This window comes from Pectobacterium brasiliense (assembly GCF_013449685.1).
Taxonomy (GTDB): domain Bacteria; phylum Pseudomonadota; class Gammaproteobacteria; order Enterobacterales; family Enterobacteriaceae; genus Pectobacterium; species Pectobacterium brasiliense_A.
Map to the genome: position 1 here is coordinate 130,452 of NZ_JACDSF010000031.1, position 23,162 is coordinate 153,613.

Sequence of the window (23,162 nt, forward strand, 5' to 3'; positions counted from 1 at the left end):
ATATGGCGGCAATATCCCTACGGCACATCGAAATTTTCCACGCAGTCATGACCACTGGGAATCTGACGGAAGCGGCGGACCTGCTGAACACGTCGCAGCCGACCGTCAGCCGCGAGCTGGCACGCTTTGAGAAGCTGATTCAGATGACGCTGTTCGAGCGACTGCGCGGCCGGCTTTACCCCACCGCGCAGGGGTTACAGCTGTTTGAAGAAGTGCAGCGCTCGTATTATGGGTTGGATCGGATCATCAACGCCGCCAGCGATATTCGCCGTTTTCAGCAGGCGCAGCTTTCCATTGCCTGTCTGCCCGTGTTCTCACAGTCGCTGCTGCCCGACGCCTGTAAACCGTTGCTGGCGCGTTACCCGCTGCTTAATCTGCACATCATTCCGCAAGAGTCGCCGCTGCTGGAAGAGTGGCTGTCTGCCCAGCGCCACGATCTAGGCTTAACGGAAAACAGCCTCACGCCAGCCGGTACGGAACGGCAAACGCTGATGTTACTCAATGAAGTGTGCGTGCTGCCTGCGGGGCATCCGCTGGCGCAAAAAGCGGTGCTCACGCCGCAGGATTTTGCCGATGAGCCCTTTATCAGCCTGTCGAGCGCCGACAGCTATCGCCAGTTGCTGGATAAGCTGTTTCAGGAACAGGGCGTGTCGCGCCGGATGGTGTTGGAAACGCATAGCGCGGCATCGGTGTGTGCGATGGTGCGGGCAGGCATCGGGCTGTCGATCGTTAACCCGCTCACCGCGTTGGATTATGCCGCTTCCGGCGTCGTCGTGCGGCCTTTCAGCATCGACGTGCCCTTTACGGTCAGCCTGATTCGTCCACTGCACCGCCCTGCTTCGGCGCTGGTCGATACCGTGATTGATCAACTCAAACAGTATGCCGCCGATGTGCCTGCACGTCTGGAGCAGGTCTTGCAGCGCTAATAACGTGATTCGCTTGTGATTAGCGCCGTCACATCGCCGATGGCTGTGCCAGCGCCCGCCAGCGAGGATCGTGAGCAAACCAGTCCACCAGAAAATCCAACAGGGTACGCAGCGCGGCCGGCATCTGGCGGCGCGAGGTGTAAATGCCATAAATCCCCATCGCCTGCGGACGGTATTCCGGCAACAGCGCCACTAATTGTCCACTAGCGAGATACGGCGCCACAGAATAGCGCGGTTGCAGCGCGATCCCCGCCCCTTCCAGCGCTCCCGTCAGCAGCACCAGCGACTCGTTGCCGCTCAGGTTACCGCTAACGGGAATCGTAAACTTTTCATCACCGCGGGAAAAATGCCACAGACTTTTACCGAAATAGGTGTAGGTCAGGCAGTTATGAATCGAGAGATCGGTCAGCTGTCGCGGAATACCGTGCTCATTCAGATAAGAAGGCGATGCACACAGCACCGACTCACAGCGTGAAAGCGGGCGGGCAATCAGATTGGGATCCAGCTCGTTGGTGATGCGCAGCGCCAGATCGATACGCTCCTCGACCAGATTCACCGTTCGGTTATTCATTTGCAGATCGATAGCAACGCGAGGATGTCGCCGCAGGAAAGCCGTTATCGCCATACCAAGCGCCCCCTGCGCCAGCGACTGCGAACAGCTGACGCGCAGCAAACCGCTTAACGTAGCATCGTCGGTATCGGCCTCGACGCGCATATCCGCCGTCAGCGCCAGCATCTCCCGACAGCGCGCCAGCGTTTTTTCACCGGCATCCGTCAGGCTCAGCTTGCGCGTGGTGCGGTGCAATAGCCGCGCCCCTGCCCACGTTTCCATCTCCGCCAGATAGCGCGTCACCATCGCCCGCGACATATCCAGCGTGTCCGCTGCCGCGATCATGCTGCCGCGATCGATAATCGTGACAAACACTTCAGCAGCCGTAATACGATCCATAAATTAGTCCGTTTTATGCAACAAACAATTGCCGGTTTTGCGGTTTTTCGTACGATTAATGCAACATAACATGAACCCACTTTCTGTCATACCTGTGGAGTATCACCATGTCTAAATCTATCGTTTTTACTGTCTCTTTACTCGCGGCATCAATGAGTCTGGCTTCTGCGGCTAACGCCGCCGAGTTAAACATCGACGTGTTTAATCCGGGTGAAGCCAGTATGTTCCCCGTTTCTTCTGAAATTATCAGCGGCGATAAAGAAGTCGCGCTGATCGATGCACAGTTCCAACGTAACGATGCCCAAACGCTGGTTGATCGCATCAAAGCTACCGGAAAAAAACTGACCACCGTCTATATCAGCCATTCTGACCCTGACTACTATTTCGGTCTGGATGTCATTAAAGCCGCCTTCCCGGACGCTAAAATTATTGCGACTCAGGCGACCATCGATGCGATCAACGCCAGCAAAGACGGCAAAGTGGCGCATTGGGGCCCGGTTCTGAAAGAAAACGCGCCGAAGGAGATCGTGGTTCCTCAAGCACTGGAAGGCGATAGCTTTACCGTTGATGGCAAAAAGCTGGAAGTGAAAGGACTGAAAGGGCCAACGCCGGATCGCACTTACGTCTGGATCCCTTCGCTGAAAGCCGTGGTCGGCGGTATTCCAGTGTCTGCCAACATCCACGTCTGGCTTGCCGATACCCAAACGCCAGAATCTCGCGTTCACTGGCGTGACACGCTGAAATCCATTGAAGCGCTGAAGCCAACCACTGTCGTACCGGGTCACTTTATCGCGCCAACGGATTACACCTTGAAAAACGTGACCTTTACGCTGCAATATCTGGATACGGTGGAAAAAGAGCTGGCAAAAGCGAAAGATTCTGCCGAACTGATCGCAGTAATGAAAAAACACTACCCGACGCTGAAAGAAGAATCGGGTCTTGAACTGAGCGCCAAAGTCCTGAAAGGTGAAATGAAGTGGCCACAGTAAGACTGCATTATATTTACGATCCCTTGTGCGGCTGGTGCTACGGCGCCGCTCCACTCGCGCTGGCAGCGCAGGAGATTGACGGGTTGGATCTGATCCTCCACGGCGGCGGTATGATGACGGGCAGTAATAGCCGTACTATCACCCCAGAGTGGCACGACTACGTGATCCCCCACGATCGTCGCATTGCACAAATGACCGGACAAACCTTCGGCGAAGCGTATTACGAAGGGCTGCTCCGCGACACCAGCGTCGTGCTGGATTCTGCGCCGCCGACGGCTGCTGTACTCGCTGCGGAAGCGATGGATGATAAAGGCATGGTGATGCTGCACGAGATCGAGCGTGCGCACTATGTTTCCGGGCTAAAAATCGTCGACGCCGCCGTGCTGCGTCAGTGCGCGGAAGCAATCGGTCTGGATGGCGAGGCTTTCAGCACCGAGTTCGCCTTTATCCAGGCAGAAACGCTGTCAAAACACATCAGCGCTAGCCGGGAATTACTGGCGAAAGTACGTGGACAAGGCTTCCCCACTTTTGCGCTGGAAGACGCTAACGGGAATTTCGAGCAAATCCCGGCGGCAAACTACCTCGGTCAGGTAGACGCATGGCGCAAGGTACTGACACAGAGGGTCAACCACGCGACGGCATAATCGCCGCATCAGCCTTCATTAAGGGAGCACGCCAACGGCTTGTTCCCTTTTTTCGTTCCCGATATCGGCTGTATCTCATCCCCATAAACCCCTAAAGTATCTCCTTCGTGATAAATCAGCGCGTTGAGAGGGAAGCAACATGAGAGCCATGTTGCCGGTGTGATTGCCGGAAAGTACGTTTACTCTGATAAATACGGCGGGCTGATGCCTATCGATAAACTATCAATGCGCAAAGCAGCCAATAACGGGAGTGATTGACAATGAAATTAAGCCACAGCTTTAGTAGCGCATTAAGAACGTTTGCCTATTTCATGGCCAGCGGCACCCAAAATACGCTAGAAGGCATTGATTACCTTTCACTGTATGGTGAAGAACCCAGCGCGTTTGAGCAGGTCTTCGCTATCTACGCTAATGTATTAGAGCTAGATGAAGACGGTAACGTCTTGAACGCTAAATATGCCGAAAAACGAGCTACAGACTATTTACGACAATACTGCGACCCCAGCTTCACCGTCGAACCGCCTTATGAAGACTGGGAAGTTGAGCTGCATTGATTTACCTACGGGGTTTCTTGATCAAAAAAGCCTCGACGAAATAGTCGAGGCTTAGAGAAAACCCAAATTAATGATGGATTATAACGAATGTAATCAGTCTGGCTGGCGGGTGAAAACAACGTCCTCAAACGAGAAACGCTGTTGGCCACCGGTAATCGTCGTGTACGAACGGCTACCACTTAACGTGATCTGCTGGGGGTTATCCGTTGAGGTTCCCACCCAATAATCACGAATGACATAATTATAACCGCCCCCATCATTACGATAGGTACATGCAATGCCAAAATTAATCGTCGCCTGTCCCGCAGTATAAAGCCAGGAACCAGCGAAGAATGCGCCCTGATAAATAAACTCCCCTACAGGCGTGTCTTTCGCTGTGAATGAGCCTGTAAATTTAGCCCCCAAAAAATCTGGGTCGGTAATAACCAATGTATGTTTACCATCTGCGCTAGAATACGTTCCGGCTGATAACATAATTAACCTCTCTATATTAATTTATTTAGAAAATGGAATTAACGCACTGTCATATTCATAATAAAAAAATTCTGAGGCATTACCTATAGCCAACAGTATTCTAAATATAATATGAGATATGCAGCACTTAGATAGTGTATAAAAAATACCGAAGATATTTTATTAAACTAATTTATAACTTCAGCGTAGAACACCAGCAACTAACCCACTCCTGCACTGACGAAAGAGATATCTTTTATGCTGGAGATAAGCTGTTTACTCTTAAGAAGTGTGATAAATTACGTCATATTAATACTATCCATTTTGAGATAATTTAAATGAATATAATTTACCCAAGTGATTACTTTGATAGTTCAAAAGTGGATGAGATTTTCGAGGAAGAATATCATTCGGCGAAAAAAAGTGGTTTATCGTGTCTATTATTATCCACGCAGCATGTATCCAATGGAAAATACAAATTTTCAAAGGACATTGCACCGAACACACCTGTCATTTGGCGAGGCTGGATGCTCAAATCAGATGAATATAAAAAATTGAGCGATGCCGTGACCCAGAATGGCGGTAACATGCTCGTGTCCTTAGAAGATTATCTCTCAATCCATCATATTACGGGATGGTATAAATCATGTGAGAAATACACACCTGACACGATTTTCGTAAAAGAAGATGATGACTTCGACCAGATTATTAACCAGCTAAAGTGGCCCGCCTATTTCGTTAAAGACTATGTTAAGTCACTAACCACATCCAGAGGTTCTATCGCTAAAAATGCTGAAGAGATCCGAGAAATAATATCCTCTATTAAAAAATTTCGTGGTGACATCGAAGGCGGAATTAGTCTAAGAAAGGTTGAAGACATTATAAAAACCAGCGAAAGACGCTATTTTTCCTTTAGAAATAACGTGTATTCTTCTGATGGTGTTGTTCCAGATCTTGTTGTTGAAATAGCACAGCATATCAGTTCCCCCTTTTTCTCGATTGATATGGTTGAAAACGCTTCTGGTGAGCTTCGCCTGATAGAAATTGGCGATGGACAAGTCTCTGATACCAAAGAATGGAACATCGACAAGTTTGTTCAAATATTTATTAAGGCTTAGCTCAGGTTTTAGCTGGTGATTTTGTGAGTCAGGGCTATGCTTCATCTGACGGGCTGTTTTGTGCTAGGGGAAACATTACAAACTTCAGAATATGTCAATCCATGTGGAGTAGATCACGAGCGTGAGCGTATCCTTAAGCGGACAAGCGATGGGTGTATTGCTACAATACATCCAGATGTCAGACTTGTAAGAAAGTGATACTCATTTATGTCATCATTATTGCATTCCATAAAAAATGACATTTCTTAAAATTTAGCTAATAAAAAATGATATTTATATATAATTTAATTTAAAAAAGGATTGTTTTATGAAAATTGAAGTAGACTTCCACAGTTTGAAACTACCATCGGTAAACACAGATGATATGTTGAGGAGAATTAGCACTGGCAAAGCAATTATCTTTACTGGTGCTGGATTTTCCAAAAAAACCATTAACATCCTTAACGAAGAACCTCCCTTGGCAAAAGAATTATCAAAGAAGATAGGAGTACTTGGGGGGATTGGCGATGATATCGATGATCTAATGTTTACATCTAGATTTTTTTTAAAATATAAAGATAAATCTGATTTATTAAGTTTACTTAAAGATTCATTTATTTTAAAAAAAGTAACTAAAGACCATGAGTTTATCTGTTCACTCCCATGGAGAAGATTTTATACAACCAATTATGATAACTCTATAGAACTGGCGTGTCTGAGTTCTGGAAAAAGGGTTGATGCACTAGATATCGATGCAAAACCAAGTAATTACATGTCCCAAGAAAATCTATGTATTCACTTAAATGGAGTCATAGACAAAGCTATTCCTGATGACCTAGAATCGAAAATAAAGCTAACAAACTCCTCATATTTAACCGCTCAGTCTTTTGTTAACTCTCAGTGGAATTATGTGTTTAAGCGAGATTTAGAAACATCCAGTGCTATTATATTTGTTGGATATTCAATGTATGATATGGATGTACAGCGCTTGCTATATCAAACAGATAATTTAATCGACAAGACATATTTTATAGTCAGCGAAGATGCGGACTTTAAATCAACATTTTTCCTAACAGAATTTGGACACGTCTTGCCCATAGGCCTGTCTGGGTTTTCAGAGCTCACTAAGTCCATAAATCCAGATGGAGAAAAAAGTAATGCACCTTATCTTGAATGCTTCAGTTTAAGAGAAATTAAACACACCGATAAATCAGTAACTGATTCTGAGATAAAAGATTTTTTGTTATTTGGTAAATTTAGCGAGCATCAAATAGACACTTCAATTAGTAATGAATATCATGATTTCCTTCTAATACATAGAGACTTAATAACAGATTCAATAAGGTTAATTGATGGCGGAGAAAACATACTAATACATAGTGAACTAGGAAATGGAAAAACAATATTCCTTCAACAGTTAACTTATTCCCTGACACAAAGAGGACATAAAGTATATATTTACTCAGGAAAGAGTGAGTATGATGATGAATTATCTGAAATAGATATAATCGCATCAAAAAAAGAACAGCCAATAATTATAATCGAAGGTTATAATAGAGCACAAAGACTTCTTAAACACATTAGCATAAAATACCCCACAGAGTTGAGAGTAATCATTGTAGATAGAAGTGCAGTTGCAGCTCGATCTGCCCAGCTCATTAATTCTCTAGGGTTAGATTTTTCTGAAATAAGCCTTGATCAATTAACCGATAGTGAAATACACAACTTCATCAACTTATTAGAAAATCAGGGGTTGTGGGAGGAGCTAACAACTCTATCTAAGGATGCTAAACTCAGAAAAATAAAGGATGATTATAATGGTCAAATGTCTGGAATTTTACTTGGACTACTGAATAGTCCATCAATAAAAAATAAAATAAAAGCTCTTACTGATGAATTATTTAATAACCAAGAGTATAAAGATACAATTTTCGGAATCGCTTTATGTGATGTAATTGATGTAAATAAAACATCGTCAATGATATCAGAAATATCAGAAAGCCAAAGTATTTATAAAATGGATTTAAGAAACAATGATGCATTCAAATCCCTTTATAGGTTTGTAGAGAATGGAAATGCCATTGAAACAAAATCAAGCTTAATGTCTTTGGCTATAATTAACAATTGCTTCCAAGATAGCTATATTAAACATAAATTACTTTCTATCGTGGAGAATTTCAACCGCATGAGAAATGTATCTCATGATTCAAATAATGTATTTAAATCTCTTTTACGTTTTCATATCCTTGAAATTTTGATGCCACAAAAGCAGAAAGCTTTGGATAGCTATTATATGGAATTAAAACGGGTGTGCCCTTGGCTTAAAGAATCTCCTCATTACTGGGTTCAGTATGCTATGTGTAGGCTATCCATAGGGGATCTTGATTCGGCACAAACCTATCTAAATGATGCATATTCCTTAGCACGTTCTAGAACAGGTTACCACACTGAAAATATAGATACACAACAAGCAAGATTATTGATAATGAAATGTCTGAAAGAAAATGACCCATCAAAAAGCTTTACTTGCTTTCAAGATGCACACAACATTCTTATAGGTTTGCCTGATGATGGATATAAGCATAGACAAATACTACCTTATAAAGATGTTTTTGATGGAAAATATAAATATTTTAACAAGGGTAATAAGGTGAGTTTTGAACACGCTTGCAAAGCATTGCTTCAACAAGTTGAGTCTGCTGTTTTATTTGTTGATGATTTGACTCTAATTAAGAGGGTTACCTTCATCAACAAGAGTAAAACTGTTTTAGAAGATATCCTAGATAAGATAAAGAACCTTCGTTCGTAAAATAATTTTTAGACGGCTTGTTCTAAATAGCCGTCTTTATTGTAATTTATTATTACACCCAAATCATCGTTTAGTAATTCACCTGAACTATTTAAGTGATACAGAGCTTGATTTATTGCTATTGCCTACTTCTAACTTAAGGTTCATCGCGCTTTACCGGGGAACGCTGCTTTTATCTTCAGGAAGAAGTAATCGTTATCCCGGTATCCATAAGCCATACGTTTTATTACCTTGATTTTATTATTCATCCCCTCCAGTACACTGGTGTTCAGATGATGCGTCGCGCTGGCTATAATCCCACTCACATACCCTTTCAGCCTGTCGGCGAACTGTTTCAGCGCCTTTATCCCGCTTTCCTGTGATTGCCTGTACCATTCATTCCACCGTTGCCTTGCCTCCTGTTCATCCGAGGCGTACCACAGCTCTTTCAGCGCCGTTTTCATCACATACACCGTATTTAGCGGCTGGTTAGCTTCCAGTAACTCTGACAGCTTCACATCATGCCCAGCCGGCAGATTCTCTGGGTTACGCAACAACAGCCAGCGACTGCGTTTGATGACCCGCCTGGCTTTCGGGTTATCACGGAGCTGGTTTGCCTGGTCGACCCTCACCCGGTCAGTCACCTCACGACCGAACTTAGCCACCACGTGGAACAGGTCATAGACTATCTGAGCCTGTGGACAGTGCTCCCTGACTTCAAGGTCCAAAGCTGTATTCATGTCCATCGCCACCGATTCAATGGCTGCACACCCTTGTGGTCCCAGCCAGGTGAAGAAGGGGCGGAAGGCTGCCCGGCTGCGGCCTTCCCCCACCCACAGCACCTGCTGCGTATCAGCATCCGCCACGACAGTCGCGTAACGGTGTCCCTTAAACAGGGCGAATTCATCCATCATGAGACGACGGAGTGTATGCCGTTCTGGCTCCGTGACTTCCCGTTGCATACGCCGGTAATCAATATTTTTAACGGTATGCCAGTGCAGCCCGGTCAGTCCGGCTACGTGCTTAACCGGAAGCAGACGAACCAGTGACTCAACCCATGTCGCTAATGCAGTGGTGTAGTGCTGACGTTCGGGCAGCCAGTCGATTTTTTCGGTTGTGATGCCACAGGACGGACAGCGTAAACGACGAACAGGAATATCCAGCCAGACCTTCCAGTGAAGCAATTCGCGTTCTCTGACACGCCGCAGGGTCGTATCGTGTATTCGGCAGACATCCTGGTTACATCGTCGACAGCAGGCAGATTGTGAAGGGAGATGCTCAAGACGGATGAGCAGAGTATCAGAGGCAATTTCAGTGCAGGAGGAGACACTGAATCCTTTCCAGAAAAGGGAAGTCAGGTTAGCATTCATGGTAGCGGCAGTTTTGAAGGTTCAGGGTGTTTTTTGGCGAAGACAAACCTAAACGTTCTGACTGCCGTTTTCTATTAGTTCACGCTAATCCGCGATGAACCTAACTTAAGCCTTGGCACGTAAATTGGGCATGATTACGCTTCGAACTCATTTTCCACTATAAGCCAGATTATCTATTTTGTCCTGAACTAGTTAAAGCACTGTGCCAAGTATCTTCTCGATAATTTAGTCCTTAGCTATATAGTCAAGCCCCCCTCCTCCCCATTGTTCAATATCTATCCATTAGAAATGATGTTATTGTAATCAGACTATCTTTGCAGATTCGAATGTCATTAGGTCTGCGACTGGCTCATTGCCCACAACAAATTTAGTCATGTTCGAACACAGAACGCTGCCAGATCCAATAAACACAATATGTCGCTAACAGCGTCGTGATTCATACTTATTGATCTCAGACTGTTGTGCACTAAAAACACCTGTTCCTTAACCCAGAGTAAGATAGCTATCAGTCACGGCCCGCTCCCTGTGCTATAGTCGGCACCAGCAAAGATAACCTCAGACAACACCGCCAGACACACGAAACGATAACTGACAAACCATGACCGACGTAAAATCAGGTACACACCACACGGTATCCACCGACTCTCGCGCTTCTCGCCTTAACCGCTTCTCCATCGCGCCGATGTTGGACTGGACCGATCGCCATTGCCGTTATTTTCTTCGCCAGTTGAGCAGCCAGACGCTGCTGTATACCGAAATGGTGACGACAGGCGCGATTCTTCACGGCAAAGGCGACTATCTGGCCTACAGCGAAGAAGAACACCCGCTGGCGCTACAACTCGGCGGTAGCGATCCGCAAGCGCTGGCGCAGTGTGCCAAACTGGCAGAGCAGCGTGGCTATGATGAAGTTAACCTGAACGTTGGCTGCCCATCTGATCGTGTACAGAACGGCCGTTTCGGTGCCTGCTTGATGGGCGAAGCGGCGCTGGTGGCGGACTGCATCAAGGCGATGAAAGACAGTACCTCAATCCCGATTACGGTGAAAACCCGCATCGGCATTGACGATCAAGACAGCTATGAATTCCTGTGCGATTTTATTCAAACCGTCGCCGAACGCGGCGAGTGCGATACTTTTATCGTCCACGCGCGCAAAGCCTGGCTATCGGGCCTGAGTCCGAAAGAGAATCGGGAGATTCCACCGCTGGATTATCCGCGCGTTTACCAGCTCAAGCGCGATTTCCCTGCGCTCACTATCGCTATCAACGGCGGCGTCAAAACGCTGGAAGAAGCCAAAACGCATTTACAGCATCTGGACGGCGTGATGATGGGCCGTGAGGCTTACCAGAATCCCGGTATTCTGGCGCAGGTTGACCGTGAGCTATTTGGCATCGACACTGCCACGCCGGATCTGGCTGGCGTGGTACGAGCCATGTATCCCTATATCGAGCGCGAACTCTCTGGCGGCGCGTCATTAGGCCACATCACGCGTCACATGCTCGGCATGTTTCAGGGCATCCCCGGCGCGCGTCAGTGGCGACGCTATTTGAGTGAAAACGCCCACAAACCCGGTGCTGACGCTGCGGTGGTAGAGCGTGCGCTAGCGCTGGTTAATCTGGTTTAAAAAATACTAATAGTTAGTATTTTTCACCAAAACCCTTTCATTTCTCTTCCTTGTACCGCTGGTAAATCAATCACTTACCAGCGGTACATCTTGGCACGATTCTTGTTATAGCTTATGTGGCACGCAGAACTTTTCTCTGCGGTTTAACCGCTACAGGAGCACACCATGTTGGAAATTTTCTTCGTTATTGGCTTTTTTATCATGCTGATGTTGACGGGAGTATCACTGCTGGGCGTGATTGCGGCACTGTTTGTGGCGTCCCTTTTTATGTTGATTGGTGGGCTGTTTAGCATCGCGATAAAGGTGCTGCCGTGGCTGATTTTAGCCGTCGCAGCGGTGTGGTTGTGGCGCAAATTTAGCGGTCGACCTGTCTACAACTCGCATCGCTATACCTATCGCAAATACACGTATCGCCAGCGCAACGGGAATGACTGGTAATGTCAGAAAAATTTGAATTACGCACAAAAATGACGGGCAACGCCGTGTTTAACACCGACTTGTTTTACTACGGCGCATTTTAATATGACCTGTTTTAGTACAAAAGTGTGCGCCAGCAGATATTTTTTCCCCAATGTGGCTGCTAGGATGGCGCTACTGTTTGATACCCCAATGTCGTTTACACGGGTAAGCAAGCACTGTGGCAGAAAGCCACACAATTTCATCATCGTCAGGGAAATAATAGCCGCACAGCGGCACTTTCGTGACGATCACCACGCTGTACCCTACATACAGTCTGATGAAATTAGCGTAACAGCAAGGGCTTCCTAACAGGAAGCCCTTTGCTTTTCAGAAACCAATATTAGGGAATCAGCAGACATGAACCCTGCGTACTGCGGCTTTCCAGCGCCCGATGCGCCGCTTGCGCATCCGACAGCGCGAATTTCTGGTTCTGCGGCACATCAACCGTAATCGCCCCGCTGGCGATCAGTGAAAAGAGTTCATTGCTGGCCTGTTCCAGCTCGGCGCGGTTCGTCACATAGCCAAACAGCGACGGACGCGTGACGTACAGCGAGCCTTTCTGGTTCAAAATCCCCAGATTGACGCCAGTAACCGGCCCAGACGCATTGCCGAAGCTGACCATCAGTCCACGGCGACGCAGGCTATCGAGCGAGGCTTCCCAGGTATCTTTCCCGACCGAGTCATACACGACGTTCACCTTCTGCCCCTCGGTTAGTTCTGCGACGCGCTGCGCAATATTCTCGGTACGGTAATTAATGGTCGCCCAGGCACCCGCCTGTTTTGCCCGTTCCGCCTTCTCATCGGAACCCACCGTCCCGATCAGCTTCGCTCCCAGCGCCTTCGCCCACTGGCAGGCGATCAACCCAACGCCACCCGCCGCGGCATGGAACAGGAAGACTTCATTTGGCTTGATTTCATACGTCTGGCGTAGCAGATAGTAAACCGTCAGCCCTTTCAGGAAAGAGGCCGCAGCCTGCTCAAAGCTGATGGCATCCGGCAGCAGCGCCACCTTATCCGCCACCACGTTATGCACGTCGCTATACGCACCCAGCCCGGACTGCGCATACACCACACGATCGCCCACTTTCGGCTCGCTAACCCCTGCTCCAACTTTCGTCACGACGCCTGCCGCTTCGGTTCCCAGCCCGGAAGGCAAATCAGGCACCGGATACAGGCCGCTGCGAATATAGGTATCGATAAAATTAATGCCGATGGCGCGGTTCTCAACCTGAACCTCTCCCGCAGCGGGGTCGGCAGGCGTGAAATCCGCATATTGCAGAACCTCTGGGCCACCATAAGCTCGGAACTGAATGCGTTTTGCCATGTTATCTCCTTAATCGTGACAGGTTCATCATTGCTCTATTATGGAATATGGATTGTGTTATTTCGGACGTGTGGCATATACAATGCCCCCTAATCCAATGGCAAATCAACCGGTAAAGAATCCGTTTCATGGCAGAGAAAAGACCCACCAATAAATCGAATGAACCCCGTGACCGCCAGATGGAAGGTCTGAAACTTCCGCCACATTCGCTGGAAGCGGAGCAATCGGTATTGGGTGGCCTGATGCTCGACAATGAGCGCTGGGATAATGTCGCCGAGCGTGTTGTCGCGAACGACTTCTATAACCGCGCCCATCGTCTGATCTTCACTGAAATGCAGCGCCTGCTCGAAATGAGCAAACCCATCGACCTGATTACGCTGTCCGAATCGCTCGAGCTGCAAGGCTCGCTGGAATCCGCCGGTGGCTTCGCCTATCTTGCCGAACTGGCAAAAAACACCCCGAGCGCCGCGAACATCGGGGCTTATGCCGATATCGTGCGCGAGCGCGCCGTGGTGCGTGAAATGATCTCCGTCGCCAATGAGATCGCCGATGCAGGCTACGATCCGCAGGGTCGCAGCAGTGAGGATCTACTCGATCTGGCGGAATCTCGCGTCTTCCAGATCGCCGAAAACCGCGCCAGCAAAGATGAAGGCCCGAAAAGTATCGACCGTATTTTGGAAGACACCGTTTCTCGTATCGAGCAGCTTTATCAAAAACCACACGATGGGGTTACCGGTGTAGATACGGGCTATCAGGATCTCAACAAAAAAACCGCCGGTTTGCAGAAATCTGACCTGATCATCGTGGCAGCGCGTCCATCAATGGGGAAAACTACCTTTGCGATGAACCTGTGTGAACATGCTGCCATGACCCAAGAAAAGCCCGTGCTGATATTTAGTCTGGAGATGCCCGGCGAACAGATCATGATGCGTATGCTCGCGTCACTGTCCCGCGTGGATCAGACCCGTATTCGTACCGGTCAGTTGGACGATGAAGACTGGGCGCGTATTTCCAGCACCATGGGGATCCTGCTGGAAAAGCGCAACATGTACATCGATGACTCCTCCGGCCTGACGCCAACCGAAGTGCGATCCCGCGCCCGCCGCGTGTTCCGTGAACATGACGGCCTGAGCCTGATCATGATCGACTACCTGCAACTGATGCGCGTGCCGTCTCTGTCCGACAACCGTACGCTGGAAATTGCAGAAATCTCCCGCTCGCTCAAAGCCTTGGCAAAAGAATTGCAGGTTCCCGTCGTCGCTCTGTCGCAGCTTAACCGTAGTCTGGAACAGCGCGCCGATAAGCGCCCGGTTAACTCGGATCTGCGTGAATCCGGCTCCATCGAGCAGGATGCCGACCTGATTATGTTTATCTATCGTGATGAGGTGTATCACGAAAACAGCGACCTGAAAGGCATCGCTGAAATCATTCTGGGGAAACAGCGTAACGGCCCGATTGGTTCCGTTCGTTTGACCTTTAACGGGCAGTGGTCGCGCTTTGATAACTATGCCGGCCCACAATATGACGATGAATAACGCAGCGCTCAGCAATGACAACACTGCACTAAGGAACAAGAATGAAAACGGCAACGGCCGTCATTAACCGGCGTGCTTTACGCCACAACCTGCAACGTATCCGCCAGCTCGCGCCTGGCAGCCAGGTCGTTGCCATCGTGAAAGCCAACGCCTACGGCCACGGCATGATCGACGCTGCCCATACCTTTTCCGACGCTGACTGTTACGGCGTCGCGCGGCTTTCCGAAGCGCTGGCACTGCGCGCCGCGGGCATCACCAAGCCTATCGTCCTGCTGGAAGGCTTTTTCTCCTCAGACGAGCTTCCGCTTCTGGTGGAGCACCAGCTAGAAACCGCCGTTCACAGCCCTGAACAGATTGCCGCGCTGGAGCAGGCTACGCTGCCACAGCCGATCCCCGTGTGGATGAAGCTGGATAGCGGCATGCACCGACTTGGCGTTCTGCCGGAACACGCCGACGCGTTTTGGCAGCGCCTGACCGAATGCCGCAATGTGGTTCAGCCGGTCAATATCATGAGCCACTTTTGCCGCGCCGATGAACCCGAAGCCGGCGCCACCGAACGCCAGCTAACCTGCTTCGATGCCTTTACGCAGGGTAAACCCGGCGCACAGTCCATCGCGGCCTCCGGCGGTATTCTGCTGTGGCCGCAGTCACACCGCGATCGCGTTCGTCCCGGCATCATTCTCTATGGCGTGTCGCCGCTGGATAACGAAGACGCCGCGCATTTCGGCTTCCAGCCCGCAATGACCTTTACGTCTCACCTGATTGCCGTTCGCGAACACAATGCGGGCGAAGCGGTCGGTTACGGCGGCACCTGGACCAGCCCGCGCAATACTCGTCTGGGCGTGGTGGCCGTCGGCTACGGCGATGGCTATCCGCGCTGCGCGCCAGCAGGAACCCCCGTGCTCATCAACGGGCGCGAAGTGCCGCTTTCCGGCCGCGTATCAATGGATATGATTACGGTGGATTTAGGGCCGGATGCGCAGGACAAGGTTGGCGATGAGGTCATTCTTTGGGGGCCAACACTACCGGTTGAACGCATTGCCGCGCATACGGGTGCAAGCGCCTACGAACTGATCACGCGCTTAACCCAGCGCACTGCGTTGGAATACGTTGACGGTGAGTAAAAACGGACTAGCAAGTTTTTATCGGCAGGCGCATGGCTTGCCGACCTTAAAACGGATTATCTACTCTACGGCAAGCTGGCTTGCCGTCTCCGCGATCCTGACGCTGTTTGCCCTCGTCAATTTCTATACTCTGAAACCGACGGATGTCGGCGGCACGCTGTTTGGCGGCATGTTTAGCGCGATGTTCGATCTCATCTACTGGTCTTGCGCGGCATCGGGTTTCTGCTTTCTGGCGTTCTTTCGGCTTTCAGGATGGCGTGTTGCCTGGATACTCGCGGGTCTGGTGCAAATCGGCATCAGCGCCCTATGGCGGATTCAATATTGGCAGGAGTATGAAAACGATAATGTAATACTCTCCCCGATGCCCGGTGAGCTGTATGTTTCCATGCTGGTAGGCGCAGGCATGGCCGCTATCGGCATCGTGAAGTATCGACACGCGCGGCGCATCCCAGTCGCTCAACGCCCAACCTATGCTAAAGCCGTCGCCGCATTGCTGCTCGTTGCGCTTTATCTGGCGCTTCCGCTACATCTCTACCTGCGAGAACCTCTCCCTTACTGCGCCTTTAGCCCTGACGGACAGCAGTTAAGCATATGCCTGGGAGACAATGACGAGCGGATTATTGTGGAGTGATGGATTTACTGCCGGATAGGCAGCTTAGAAAGATGAGCAACATGACAGAGTGCTATCTGTCTCGTTCACTGCCGCACAGGCAGCTTAGAAAATTGTGTCCGCGATCATCTCAGGTGTTAAATCGTTCACTGCCGTATAGGCAACTGAGAAATGGTATGCCAAAGCCGGAGCAGATATAGAAAAGTTCACTGCCGTATACGCAGCTTAGAAACACTGCGTAGTACCCATCACCACAACACAGCGGTTCACTGCCGTGTAGGCAGCTCAGAAATAGGACCTATTGACTCTTAATCAATTGGTCGCGTCCACTGCCGAGCAGGCAGCTAAGAAAATAAAGCTCTCCTAAAGTCAGGAATAAAAAACTCATAGGCAACGCGGCCTAAAAAGCTGGTAGTCTGTTTGGCTGACTGCCTGATACTGTTTAGGAAACGCGATGTACCACATTGATGACTTCGATCTGAAAATCCTGACGCTGCTACAGACGAACGGCCGCCTGACCAATCAGGAACTGAGCGATCTGGTTGGGCTTTCCGCCTCGCAGTGTTCCCGCCGTCGCATCGCGCTAGAGCAGGCACAGCTGATTCTCGGCTATCATGCCCGTCTGTCGCCGAACGCGGTCGGGCTGGAATGTCTGGGGTTAATTGAGGTGCGACTGATCAATCACACCAGCGAATACGTTGAGCGTTTTCACCAGATGCTGGGAGAAGTGGACGCCATCATCGACGCCTATAAAACCACGGGCGATGCCGATTATCTGTTAAAAGTCGCCGTGGCAGATCTGCCTGGACTCAGCACGCTGATTAGTCAGATTCTGTCGCAGAACAAGAGCGTCGCGCACCTGAAAACCTCGGTAGTATTGAACCGCCTCAAAGAGAACGGTTTGATGATGCCGGAACGGCCTGCGTTGCCCTAAGTTGGGGCAATCGCCTCTATTTGGTGCAGAAAATCTGCATTTCACGCAATAACCTCCAAATAAATGCACAAAATAGACAAATAAATAATAAAAAATGCATGAATCACGCATTATTTTCATTCATATAATTCAATACGTTGCTCTTATCGCAGGCGAGATTATGCCGATGCCAGCCGCTAAGCAGCACTATCTGGTGCGATTCTTGCTCTGGTAAGCACATGTTTTTACGACAGTCTGTTGAGTGCTCACCATGGATAACGTTATTCCCACACAAAAACTATCACACACGCTGCTGGAAGATATTCTGGCGATACTGATCGGCACGCTGATGGTATCGTTTGGCGTCATTCTGCTACGTCAGGCCGGCGCCCTCACCGGCGGCACCGCAGGTATCGCTTTTCTTATCCACTATCTGACAAACGTCTCCTTTGGCGTCGCGTTTTTCCTGCTGAACCTGCCCTTCTACTATCTGGCCTTACGCCGCATGGGGTGGGAATTCACGGTGAAAACGTTCTGCGCTGTCGGGCTGGTTTCGCTGTTTTCCGACCTGCACCCGATGTTCGTTCATTTCGATCAGCTCAATCCGTTCTACGCCACGCTGTTTGGCAATATCATCACCGGAATCGGCTTCGTGGTGCTGTTCCGCCATAAGGCCAGCCTCGGTGGAATGAACATTCTGGCGCTGTATCTTCAGGACAAATACGGCCTGCGGGCGGGAAAACTCCAGATGGGCGTTGACGTTGTGATTGTGCTGACTTCCCTGTTCGTGGTAAGCATACCGATGTTGATTGCTTCGATTCTGGGGGCAACCATTCTGAACCTGATTATCGCGATGAATCATCGCCCCGGCCGTTACGCGGCCTGATTGTCCCCACCATCGTTGGGGTTGCGGTACCCACAAAAATGACACATTCAGGAGAGCTACACTGTGTTTCAAAACGTTGATACCTATGCCGGAGATCCTATCCTGTCTCTGATGGAAAAATTCAAACAGGATCCAAGAGCGGATAAGATCAATTTGAGTATCGGGCTCTACTACAACGAGCAGAATATTATCCCGCAATTGCGCTCCGTCAGCGCGGCAGAAAGCAGCCTGAAACAGCCAGCGCAGAGCGCGAGCTCTTATTTGCCGATGGAAGGGCTACAGTCTTACCGTACCGCGATCCAACAACTGCTGTTTGGTGCAAACCACGCGGCGCTGGAAGCGGGTCGCATCGCCACCATCCAGACGCTGGGCGGTTCCGGTGCGCTGAAAGTCGGTGCGGATTTCCTGAAACGCTACTTCCCAAATTCAGAAGTGTGGGTCAGCGATCCAACATGGGAAAACCATATTGCGATCTTTGAGGGCGCGGGCTTTAACGTTCACACCTACCCGTATTTCGATGGCGAAAACCTGGGCGTGAAATTTGAGGCCATGCTCGCCACCCTGCAAGCGTTGCCAGCACGCAGCATCGTGCTGCTGCACCCGTGCTGCCACAACCCGACCGGTTCCGACCTCACCACCGAACAGTGGGATCGCATCATTGAGGTCATCATCCAGCGTGAGCTGATTCCGTTTATGGACATCGCCTATCAGGGCTTTGGCCTCGGGATCGAGCAGGATGCCTATGCGATTCGCGCCGTTGCCAGCGCGGGCGTTCCAGCACTCATCGCCAACTCGTTCTCCAAGATTTTCTCACTGTATAGCGAGCGCGTCGGCGGCCTTTCCGTGGTGTGTGACGATGCTGACAGCGCACAGCGCGTGCTGGGCCAGTTAAAAGCCACCGTTCGCCGCAACTACTCTTCCCCACCAAATTTCGGCGCACAGGTGGTCTCTAAAGTCCTGAACGACGCGCAGTTGAATGCTGACTGGAAAGCGGAAGTCGAAGAGATGCGTACCCGCATTCTGAGCATGCGTCAGGAACTGGTTTCGGCACTGAAAAACGCACTGCCGAACCGTAACTTCGACTACCTGCTCACCCAGCGCGGTATGTTCAGCTACACCGGATTCAGCCCGGAACAGGTTGATCGTCTGCGTGAAGAATTCGGCGTGTATCTGATCGCCAGCGGCCGTATGTGTATGGCGGGGCTGAACCACAGCAACGTCCAGCGCGTCGCTGCGGCTTTCGCCGCGATTCAGTAAATCGTAAAATAATAAAGCCACTGGCTTAACCGACTCACCGTTGTGAACTCGCTTAACTCAGTGGCTTGTGTGATAAAAATCCCATGACCCAACTACGCTACCTGAACGGCTATCCCCCAACGATTGTTGCACAAGCGCAAACGCTCCTCGATCAAGGCAAACTCGGCCTCTGGCTGGAAAAAAGATACCCTGACCGCCACCCGATCCAGAGTGATAAGTCGCTCTATCAGTTTGTCGCCGAGCTGAAACAGCGCTATTTGAAAAACGCCCCGGCGATATCAAAGGTGCTTTACGACAATAAACAAAACCCGATAAAAGGGACGCTAGGAACCAATACGTTTGTGGCGCGTGTGCAGGGCGGAAAATTAAAGTCCAATAACGAAATCAGAATAGCGACGCTGTTCCGTGACGGGCCCGAAGATTTCCTGCGGATGATCGTGATACACGAACTCGCTCACCTCAAAGAAAAAGACCACAACAAGGCCTTCTACCAGCTCTGCTGCCATATGGATCCTGATTATCACCAGTTGGAATTTGATATGCGAATCTGGCTGAACTGGCGAGAAATAAATGCGGGTTAGGTCTAACTTCACCTTTTATTATGACTCGCTTTACTTTAGCTTTGCCTTAGCCGTATTATTTCCGCGCGGATAATCGATATATTATCACGCAGTCTATTGATAAATATTCTCATAAGGATTTGATATGGCTAATTTGATTTATGCCAGCATTAATGGTCAAAAACAGGGTTTAATATCATCTGGTTGCTCAACGCTAGATTCAATTGGTAATCGCTACCAAACGGGTCATGAAGATCAAATACAAGTATTAGGGTTAAACCACAGCATCAGTCGCGAACAGAATGTCGCGCATCATCCGATTCATTTTATTAAGCCAATCGATAAGTCGTCTCCGTTATTAGGGATGGCGATCTCTTATAATGAAAAAGTTGATGTGACATTTTATTTTTATCGCGTCAATTCCGCTGGGCAGTTAGAGCTTTATTACGAAGTGACCTTAACGGATGCAAGCATTGTCGACGTCACCTGTGTCTATCCACACGTCATCGATAATAACGACATCATGCCGTATGAAAAAGTCCAGCTGAAATATAAAACCATAGCATGGAACCACAAAATCGCAGGAACGTCGGGTTACAGTATTTGGGAGGAAATGAGCCTCTAAGATTTAGGCCTTTGATAACAAGCACATCTTATTAGCTGTGCTTGTTATTCATCACTTATCACAAAGATCGATACTTTTCACATATTTACTGGGATCCATCCAGGATTTTTTAGGGCAGGTTTCATAGCCTTGTTCTCTAAAATTAAAAGATATATACATAGATGCAACAAAACTAACCACCACACCAATAAAAAACAAATAACCACACACACTTGCTAATATTCCATGCATTCCTATAGGTTTGTTTTTTACTGCCATGTAAAACCCTAAATACGAAAAGTAGAATAATATTGGCGCACCAAAAATAAGTATACCTACTTTCCATGAAAAGATAATGACATCGTTTAGCCTAAATAGATTCCAATAACCGTTAAAAGAAAACCATATTCCCCAGCATGTAAGAATAAAAGTCAACACTGAGAATGCGAAAAATAACGGCCTATTTATTTTAAACACGAACAATCCCCCACAAGCATGAAAAAATAAAAATCTATCAGATCATTGTTTACCATTCATCACAAAGAGAAATGTCTTTCACATACTTATTGGGAGCTATCCATGAGTTATTAGGACAGGTTTTATAATCTTGATCATTAAGATCATATGATATATAAATTGATGAAAAAAAACTAACAACCGCACCAAATATAGCCACAACAGCTAATGAATTAGCTAGTTTATTATTCATTTTAGGCACTTCATTTTTTATAGCTGAATAAAGTGCCAAATATGAAAAATAAAACAACAAAGGTGATCCAAATATCATTAAACCAAGTTTCCATGAAAAAATGATCACATCACTTTTTTGTAAAAAACTCAAATATCCATTGAACGAAACCCAACTAATAAAACATGAAAGAAAAAAAAGGAAAGCTGCAAATGCGCCAACTAATGGCCTGTTTACCTTAACCACAAACACCCCCCTAAATCATAAAATAATTATAACTATATTTATCCCTTACAAAGAGAAATATTCCTTACATATTTATTAGGCGCTATCCATGAGTTCTTGGGACAAATTTTATAACCCTGTTCATTAAGACTATAAGAGATATACATAGATGAAAATAAACTCACCACAATACCAAAAATAGCAAATATAACCAATGCATTTGAAATTTTATTATTCATTTTAATTGGTCTATTTTTTACAGCAGAAAAAAAACCAAAATAAGAAAACTGGAACACTATTGGGACTAGAAAAATTATCACCCCGAGTTTCCATGAAAATGAAATAACATCATTTAGATTAAAGAAATCAATATAGCCGCTTAAAGAGAACCATCCTCCCCAGCATGAAAGAAGAAAAATAAAAACTGAATATATGAAAAAAAATGGTCTATTTATCTTAACCACGACTGACTCTCCCCCATGCATGAAAGAATTGATCAGGATGGTATGGTGTATATTGTCTTTTATGCGATTTCAAATTTTTTATTATCGTCTCACTTATTTTATACTCATTATCCAACCACAGTAATGAAAGACTGACTATCACCCCAATAGCAAAGATGCCAAAAGCAATGCCAATAACACTGAACCCCGTAGCCATAAGCCCAGTTGCTAATGTTTTCGCCCCCCATGCAACCCCAACCGATACCGCTAACTTTGCCGCATCCATCGTTAAATTAACAAAGAAATCGGTCAGTGCGTATTCATCTTTCACCATCAATTCAATGGCTCGATAAGCGCCTGAAAACACAATGCAGAACCTTGCCCCAGTCGCAATACCGCTTTCAATACCTTTCGTACCAATCCCCATATCGAGTATTTTATGGTTACTGACTAAATATCGGGTGGCATCTAAATACTTTCTTACCCCCGGATAGCCAGATAATTTTATGTACTTACTGCCATTTTTCCCGACATATTCCGTTGCCGTGACGCCGAACCCTTTTATCTCCATCACGATTCGGCTCACAGACACGGCTTCTGCGATGTTCCCAGCAAACGATGAAACAGGATCAGTACAGCCAAATATGGCCGTTTTCCACGATTGATTGGGATTTGGGGTGCATAACGTCTGTAAAAAATACGTCGCTTCCTGCGCAGTCAATATGGCATGAATGTTATCGTTATTTATTTCATTGAGTTGAGCATGTAATTTCTGATAGTTAATATCAGCATGCTGCTTTTTAAAATCAAGATGATCTTCTAGCCGATAGTCATCATCAACAAGTGTTTTTAAAACCGGATCGTATTTCACAGCATCTCATTCCTTTGAATTTTACTTAAGTCAACGAACTATTTCCCTGTAAGGTTACTTTAACGGAAAAATGATGATTTTTAAATGTTAATAACGTTCAATACGCAATTTTTCATTCCCAACAAAGAAACCCGTTACTTAAAAAGGTTACGAGAAAGGGGAATCAAAAATACGTTATTTAAAGGCGATAACGCATCAAAATCTGCCGATAGCGCTACCTCGATAATAGCCAGATAATGGCACTTAAAACCGGGGATAAACTGCCTGTACGG

Annotated in this window: 24 protein-coding genes; 16 read left to right on the forward strand and 8 right to left on the reverse strand. The window is 47.7% G+C overall.

Going from position 1 to position 23,162, the window contains the following annotated elements:
• Positions 1-2: 2 nt before the first annotated feature.
• Entirely contained in the window at positions 3-926 is a 924-nt protein-coding gene (locus H0248_RS13860) for a LysR family transcriptional regulator (protein ID WP_180786361.1), read from the forward strand.
• A 28-nt stretch (positions 927-954) separates the two neighbouring features.
• On the opposite strand, the gene H0248_RS13865 is transcribed toward H0248_RS13860, so the two are convergent.
• Entirely contained in the window at positions 955-1,875 is a 921-nt protein-coding gene (locus H0248_RS13865; protein WP_180786362.1) for a LysR family transcriptional regulator, read from the reverse strand.
• 107 nt (positions 1,876-1,982) lie between these two features.
• On the opposite strand from H0248_RS13865, the gene H0248_RS13870 reads away from it, so the two are divergent.
• The 3 genes from H0248_RS13870 to H0248_RS13880 all read left to right on the forward strand — a co-directional run bounded on the left by H0248_RS13870 (position 1,983) and on the right by H0248_RS13880 (position 4,062).
• Positions 1,983-2,864, forward strand: coding sequence for an MBL fold metallo-hydrolase (locus H0248_RS13870; protein WP_180786363.1), 882 nt, complete (start codon positions 1,983-1,985; stop codon positions 2,862-2,864).
• The gene (locus H0248_RS13875; protein ID WP_180786364.1) at positions 2,852-3,508 is read left to right on the forward strand and encodes a DsbA family protein; all 657 of its coding nucleotides are present in this window, start codon (positions 2,852-2,854) and stop codon (positions 3,506-3,508) included. Before H0248_RS13870 ends, H0248_RS13875 begins: the two co-directional genes overlap by 13 nt.
• Before the next feature lie 260 nt (positions 3,509-3,768).
• Positions 3,769-4,062, forward strand: a complete 294-nt coding sequence (locus H0248_RS13880) for a DUF7677 family protein (RefSeq protein ID WP_010279195.1) — start codon at positions 3,769-3,771, stop codon at positions 4,060-4,062.
• Between the two features lie 93 nt (positions 4,063-4,155).
• On the opposite strand, the gene H0248_RS13885 is transcribed toward H0248_RS13880, so the two are convergent.
• Entirely contained in the window at positions 4,156-4,536 is a 381-nt protein-coding gene (locus H0248_RS13885) for a hypothetical protein (RefSeq protein ID WP_039283251.1), read from the reverse strand.
• Positions 4,537-4,853: 317 nt separating this feature from the next.
• Between H0248_RS13885 and H0248_RS13890 the strand changes: the two genes are divergently transcribed.
• Positions 4,854-5,633, forward strand: coding sequence for an ATP-grasp domain-containing protein (locus tag H0248_RS13890; protein ID WP_180786365.1), 780 nt, complete (start codon positions 4,854-4,856; stop codon positions 5,631-5,633).
• Between the two features lie 307 nt (positions 5,634-5,940).
• Positions 5,941-8,421, forward strand: coding sequence for an SIR2 family protein (locus H0248_RS13895; protein WP_180786366.1), 2,481 nt, complete (start codon positions 5,941-5,943; stop codon positions 8,419-8,421).
• A 143-nt stretch (positions 8,422-8,564) separates the two neighbouring features.
• On the opposite strand, the gene H0248_RS13900 is transcribed toward H0248_RS13895, so the two are convergent.
• Entirely contained in the window at positions 8,565-9,770 is a 1,206-nt protein-coding gene (locus H0248_RS13900; RefSeq protein WP_205558233.1) for an ISL3 family transposase, read from the reverse strand.
• Positions 9,771-10,368: 598 nt separating this feature from the next.
• On the opposite strand from H0248_RS13900, the gene dusA reads away from it, so the two are divergent.
• Together dusA and pspG are read left to right on the forward strand one after the other, a co-directional pair.
• Positions 10,369-11,391, forward strand: coding sequence for a tRNA dihydrouridine(20/20a) synthase DusA (dusA, locus tag H0248_RS13905; RefSeq protein WP_039278491.1), 1,023 nt, complete (start codon positions 10,369-10,371; stop codon positions 11,389-11,391).
• 165 nt (positions 11,392-11,556) lie between these two features.
• Positions 11,557-11,829 (forward strand): envelope stress response protein PspG, encoded by a 273-nt coding sequence (gene pspG / locus H0248_RS13910; RefSeq protein ID WP_180786367.1) that lies wholly within the window; start codon positions 11,557-11,559, stop codon positions 11,827-11,829.
• Positions 11,830-12,190: 361 nt separating this feature from the next.
• On the opposite strand, the gene H0248_RS13915 is transcribed toward pspG, so the two are convergent.
• On the reverse strand, positions 12,191-13,174 hold the full coding sequence (locus tag H0248_RS13915) for a quinone oxidoreductase (RefSeq protein WP_180786368.1): 984 nt from the start codon (positions 13,172-13,174) through the stop codon (positions 12,191-12,193).
• A 128-nt stretch (positions 13,175-13,302) separates the two neighbouring features.
• Between H0248_RS13915 and dnaB the strand changes: the two genes are divergently transcribed.
• From dnaB to H0248_RS13955, 8 genes are all read left to right on the forward strand, one after another.
• Positions 13,303-14,709: a replicative DNA helicase gene (gene dnaB, locus H0248_RS13920; RefSeq protein WP_119874746.1), complete on the forward strand. Its 1,407-nt coding sequence runs from the start codon at positions 13,303-13,305 to the stop codon at positions 14,707-14,709.
• A gap of 41 nt (positions 14,710-14,750) precedes the next feature.
• Positions 14,751-15,833, forward strand: a complete 1,083-nt coding sequence (gene alr / locus H0248_RS13925; protein ID WP_180786369.1) for an alanine racemase — start codon at positions 14,751-14,753, stop codon at positions 15,831-15,833.
• A complete protein-coding gene (locus H0248_RS13930) occupies positions 15,826-16,464 on the forward strand; it encodes a hypothetical protein (RefSeq protein ID WP_180786370.1) in 639 nt (212 codons plus the stop codon). Before alr ends, H0248_RS13930 begins: the two co-directional genes overlap by 8 nt.
• Positions 16,465-16,897: 433 nt before the next feature.
• Positions 16,898-17,377, forward strand: a complete 480-nt coding sequence (locus tag H0248_RS13935; protein ID WP_010279234.1) for an Lrp/AsnC family transcriptional regulator — start codon at positions 16,898-16,900, stop codon at positions 17,375-17,377.
• Positions 17,378-17,627: 250 nt separating this feature from the next.
• Complete coding sequence (locus H0248_RS13940; protein ID WP_010279239.1) at positions 17,628-18,242, forward strand: YitT family protein; 615 nt, start codon at positions 17,628-17,630, stop codon at positions 18,240-18,242.
• 63 nt (positions 18,243-18,305) lie between these two features.
• Positions 18,306-19,499: an amino acid aminotransferase gene (locus H0248_RS13945; protein ID WP_110162445.1), complete on the forward strand. Its 1,194-nt coding sequence runs from the start codon at positions 18,306-18,308 to the stop codon at positions 19,497-19,499.
• Positions 19,500-19,582: 83 nt separating this feature from the next.
• Entirely contained in the window at positions 19,583-20,080 is a 498-nt protein-coding gene (locus tag H0248_RS13950; protein WP_110162444.1) for a M48 family metallopeptidase, read from the forward strand.
• 124 nt (positions 20,081-20,204) lie between these two features.
• Positions 20,205-20,684: an Hcp family type VI secretion system effector gene (locus H0248_RS13955; RefSeq protein WP_014916572.1), complete on the forward strand. Its 480-nt coding sequence runs from the start codon at positions 20,205-20,207 to the stop codon at positions 20,682-20,684.
• Positions 20,685-20,735: 51 nt separating this feature from the next.
• Here H0248_RS13955 and H0248_RS13960 read toward each other — a convergent pair whose 3' ends face one another.
• Genes H0248_RS13960 through H0248_RS13975 form a run of 4 tightly spaced genes read right to left on the reverse strand, consistent with a single transcriptional unit; the run spans position 20,736 to position 22,890 of the window.
• Positions 20,736-21,140 carry a DUF1240 domain-containing protein gene (locus tag H0248_RS13960; RefSeq protein ID WP_180786371.1) on the reverse strand — a complete coding sequence of 135 codons (405 nt, stop codon included), beginning with the start codon at positions 21,138-21,140 and terminating at the stop codon, positions 20,736-20,738.
• Positions 21,141-21,189: 49 nt separating this feature from the next.
• Positions 21,190-21,597: a DUF1240 domain-containing protein gene (locus tag H0248_RS13965; RefSeq protein ID WP_180786372.1), complete on the reverse strand. Its 408-nt coding sequence runs from the start codon at positions 21,595-21,597 to the stop codon at positions 21,190-21,192.
• 38 nt (positions 21,598-21,635) lie between these two features.
• Complete coding sequence (locus H0248_RS13970; RefSeq protein WP_180786373.1) at positions 21,636-22,040, reverse strand: DUF1240 domain-containing protein; 405 nt, start codon at positions 22,038-22,040, stop codon at positions 21,636-21,638.
• Positions 22,033-22,890, reverse strand: a complete 858-nt coding sequence (locus H0248_RS13975) for a hypothetical protein (RefSeq protein WP_180786374.1) — start codon at positions 22,888-22,890, stop codon at positions 22,033-22,035. The genes H0248_RS13970 and H0248_RS13975 overlap by 8 nt, the downstream gene beginning before the upstream one ends.
• Between the last annotated feature and the right edge of the window lie 272 nt (positions 22,891-23,162).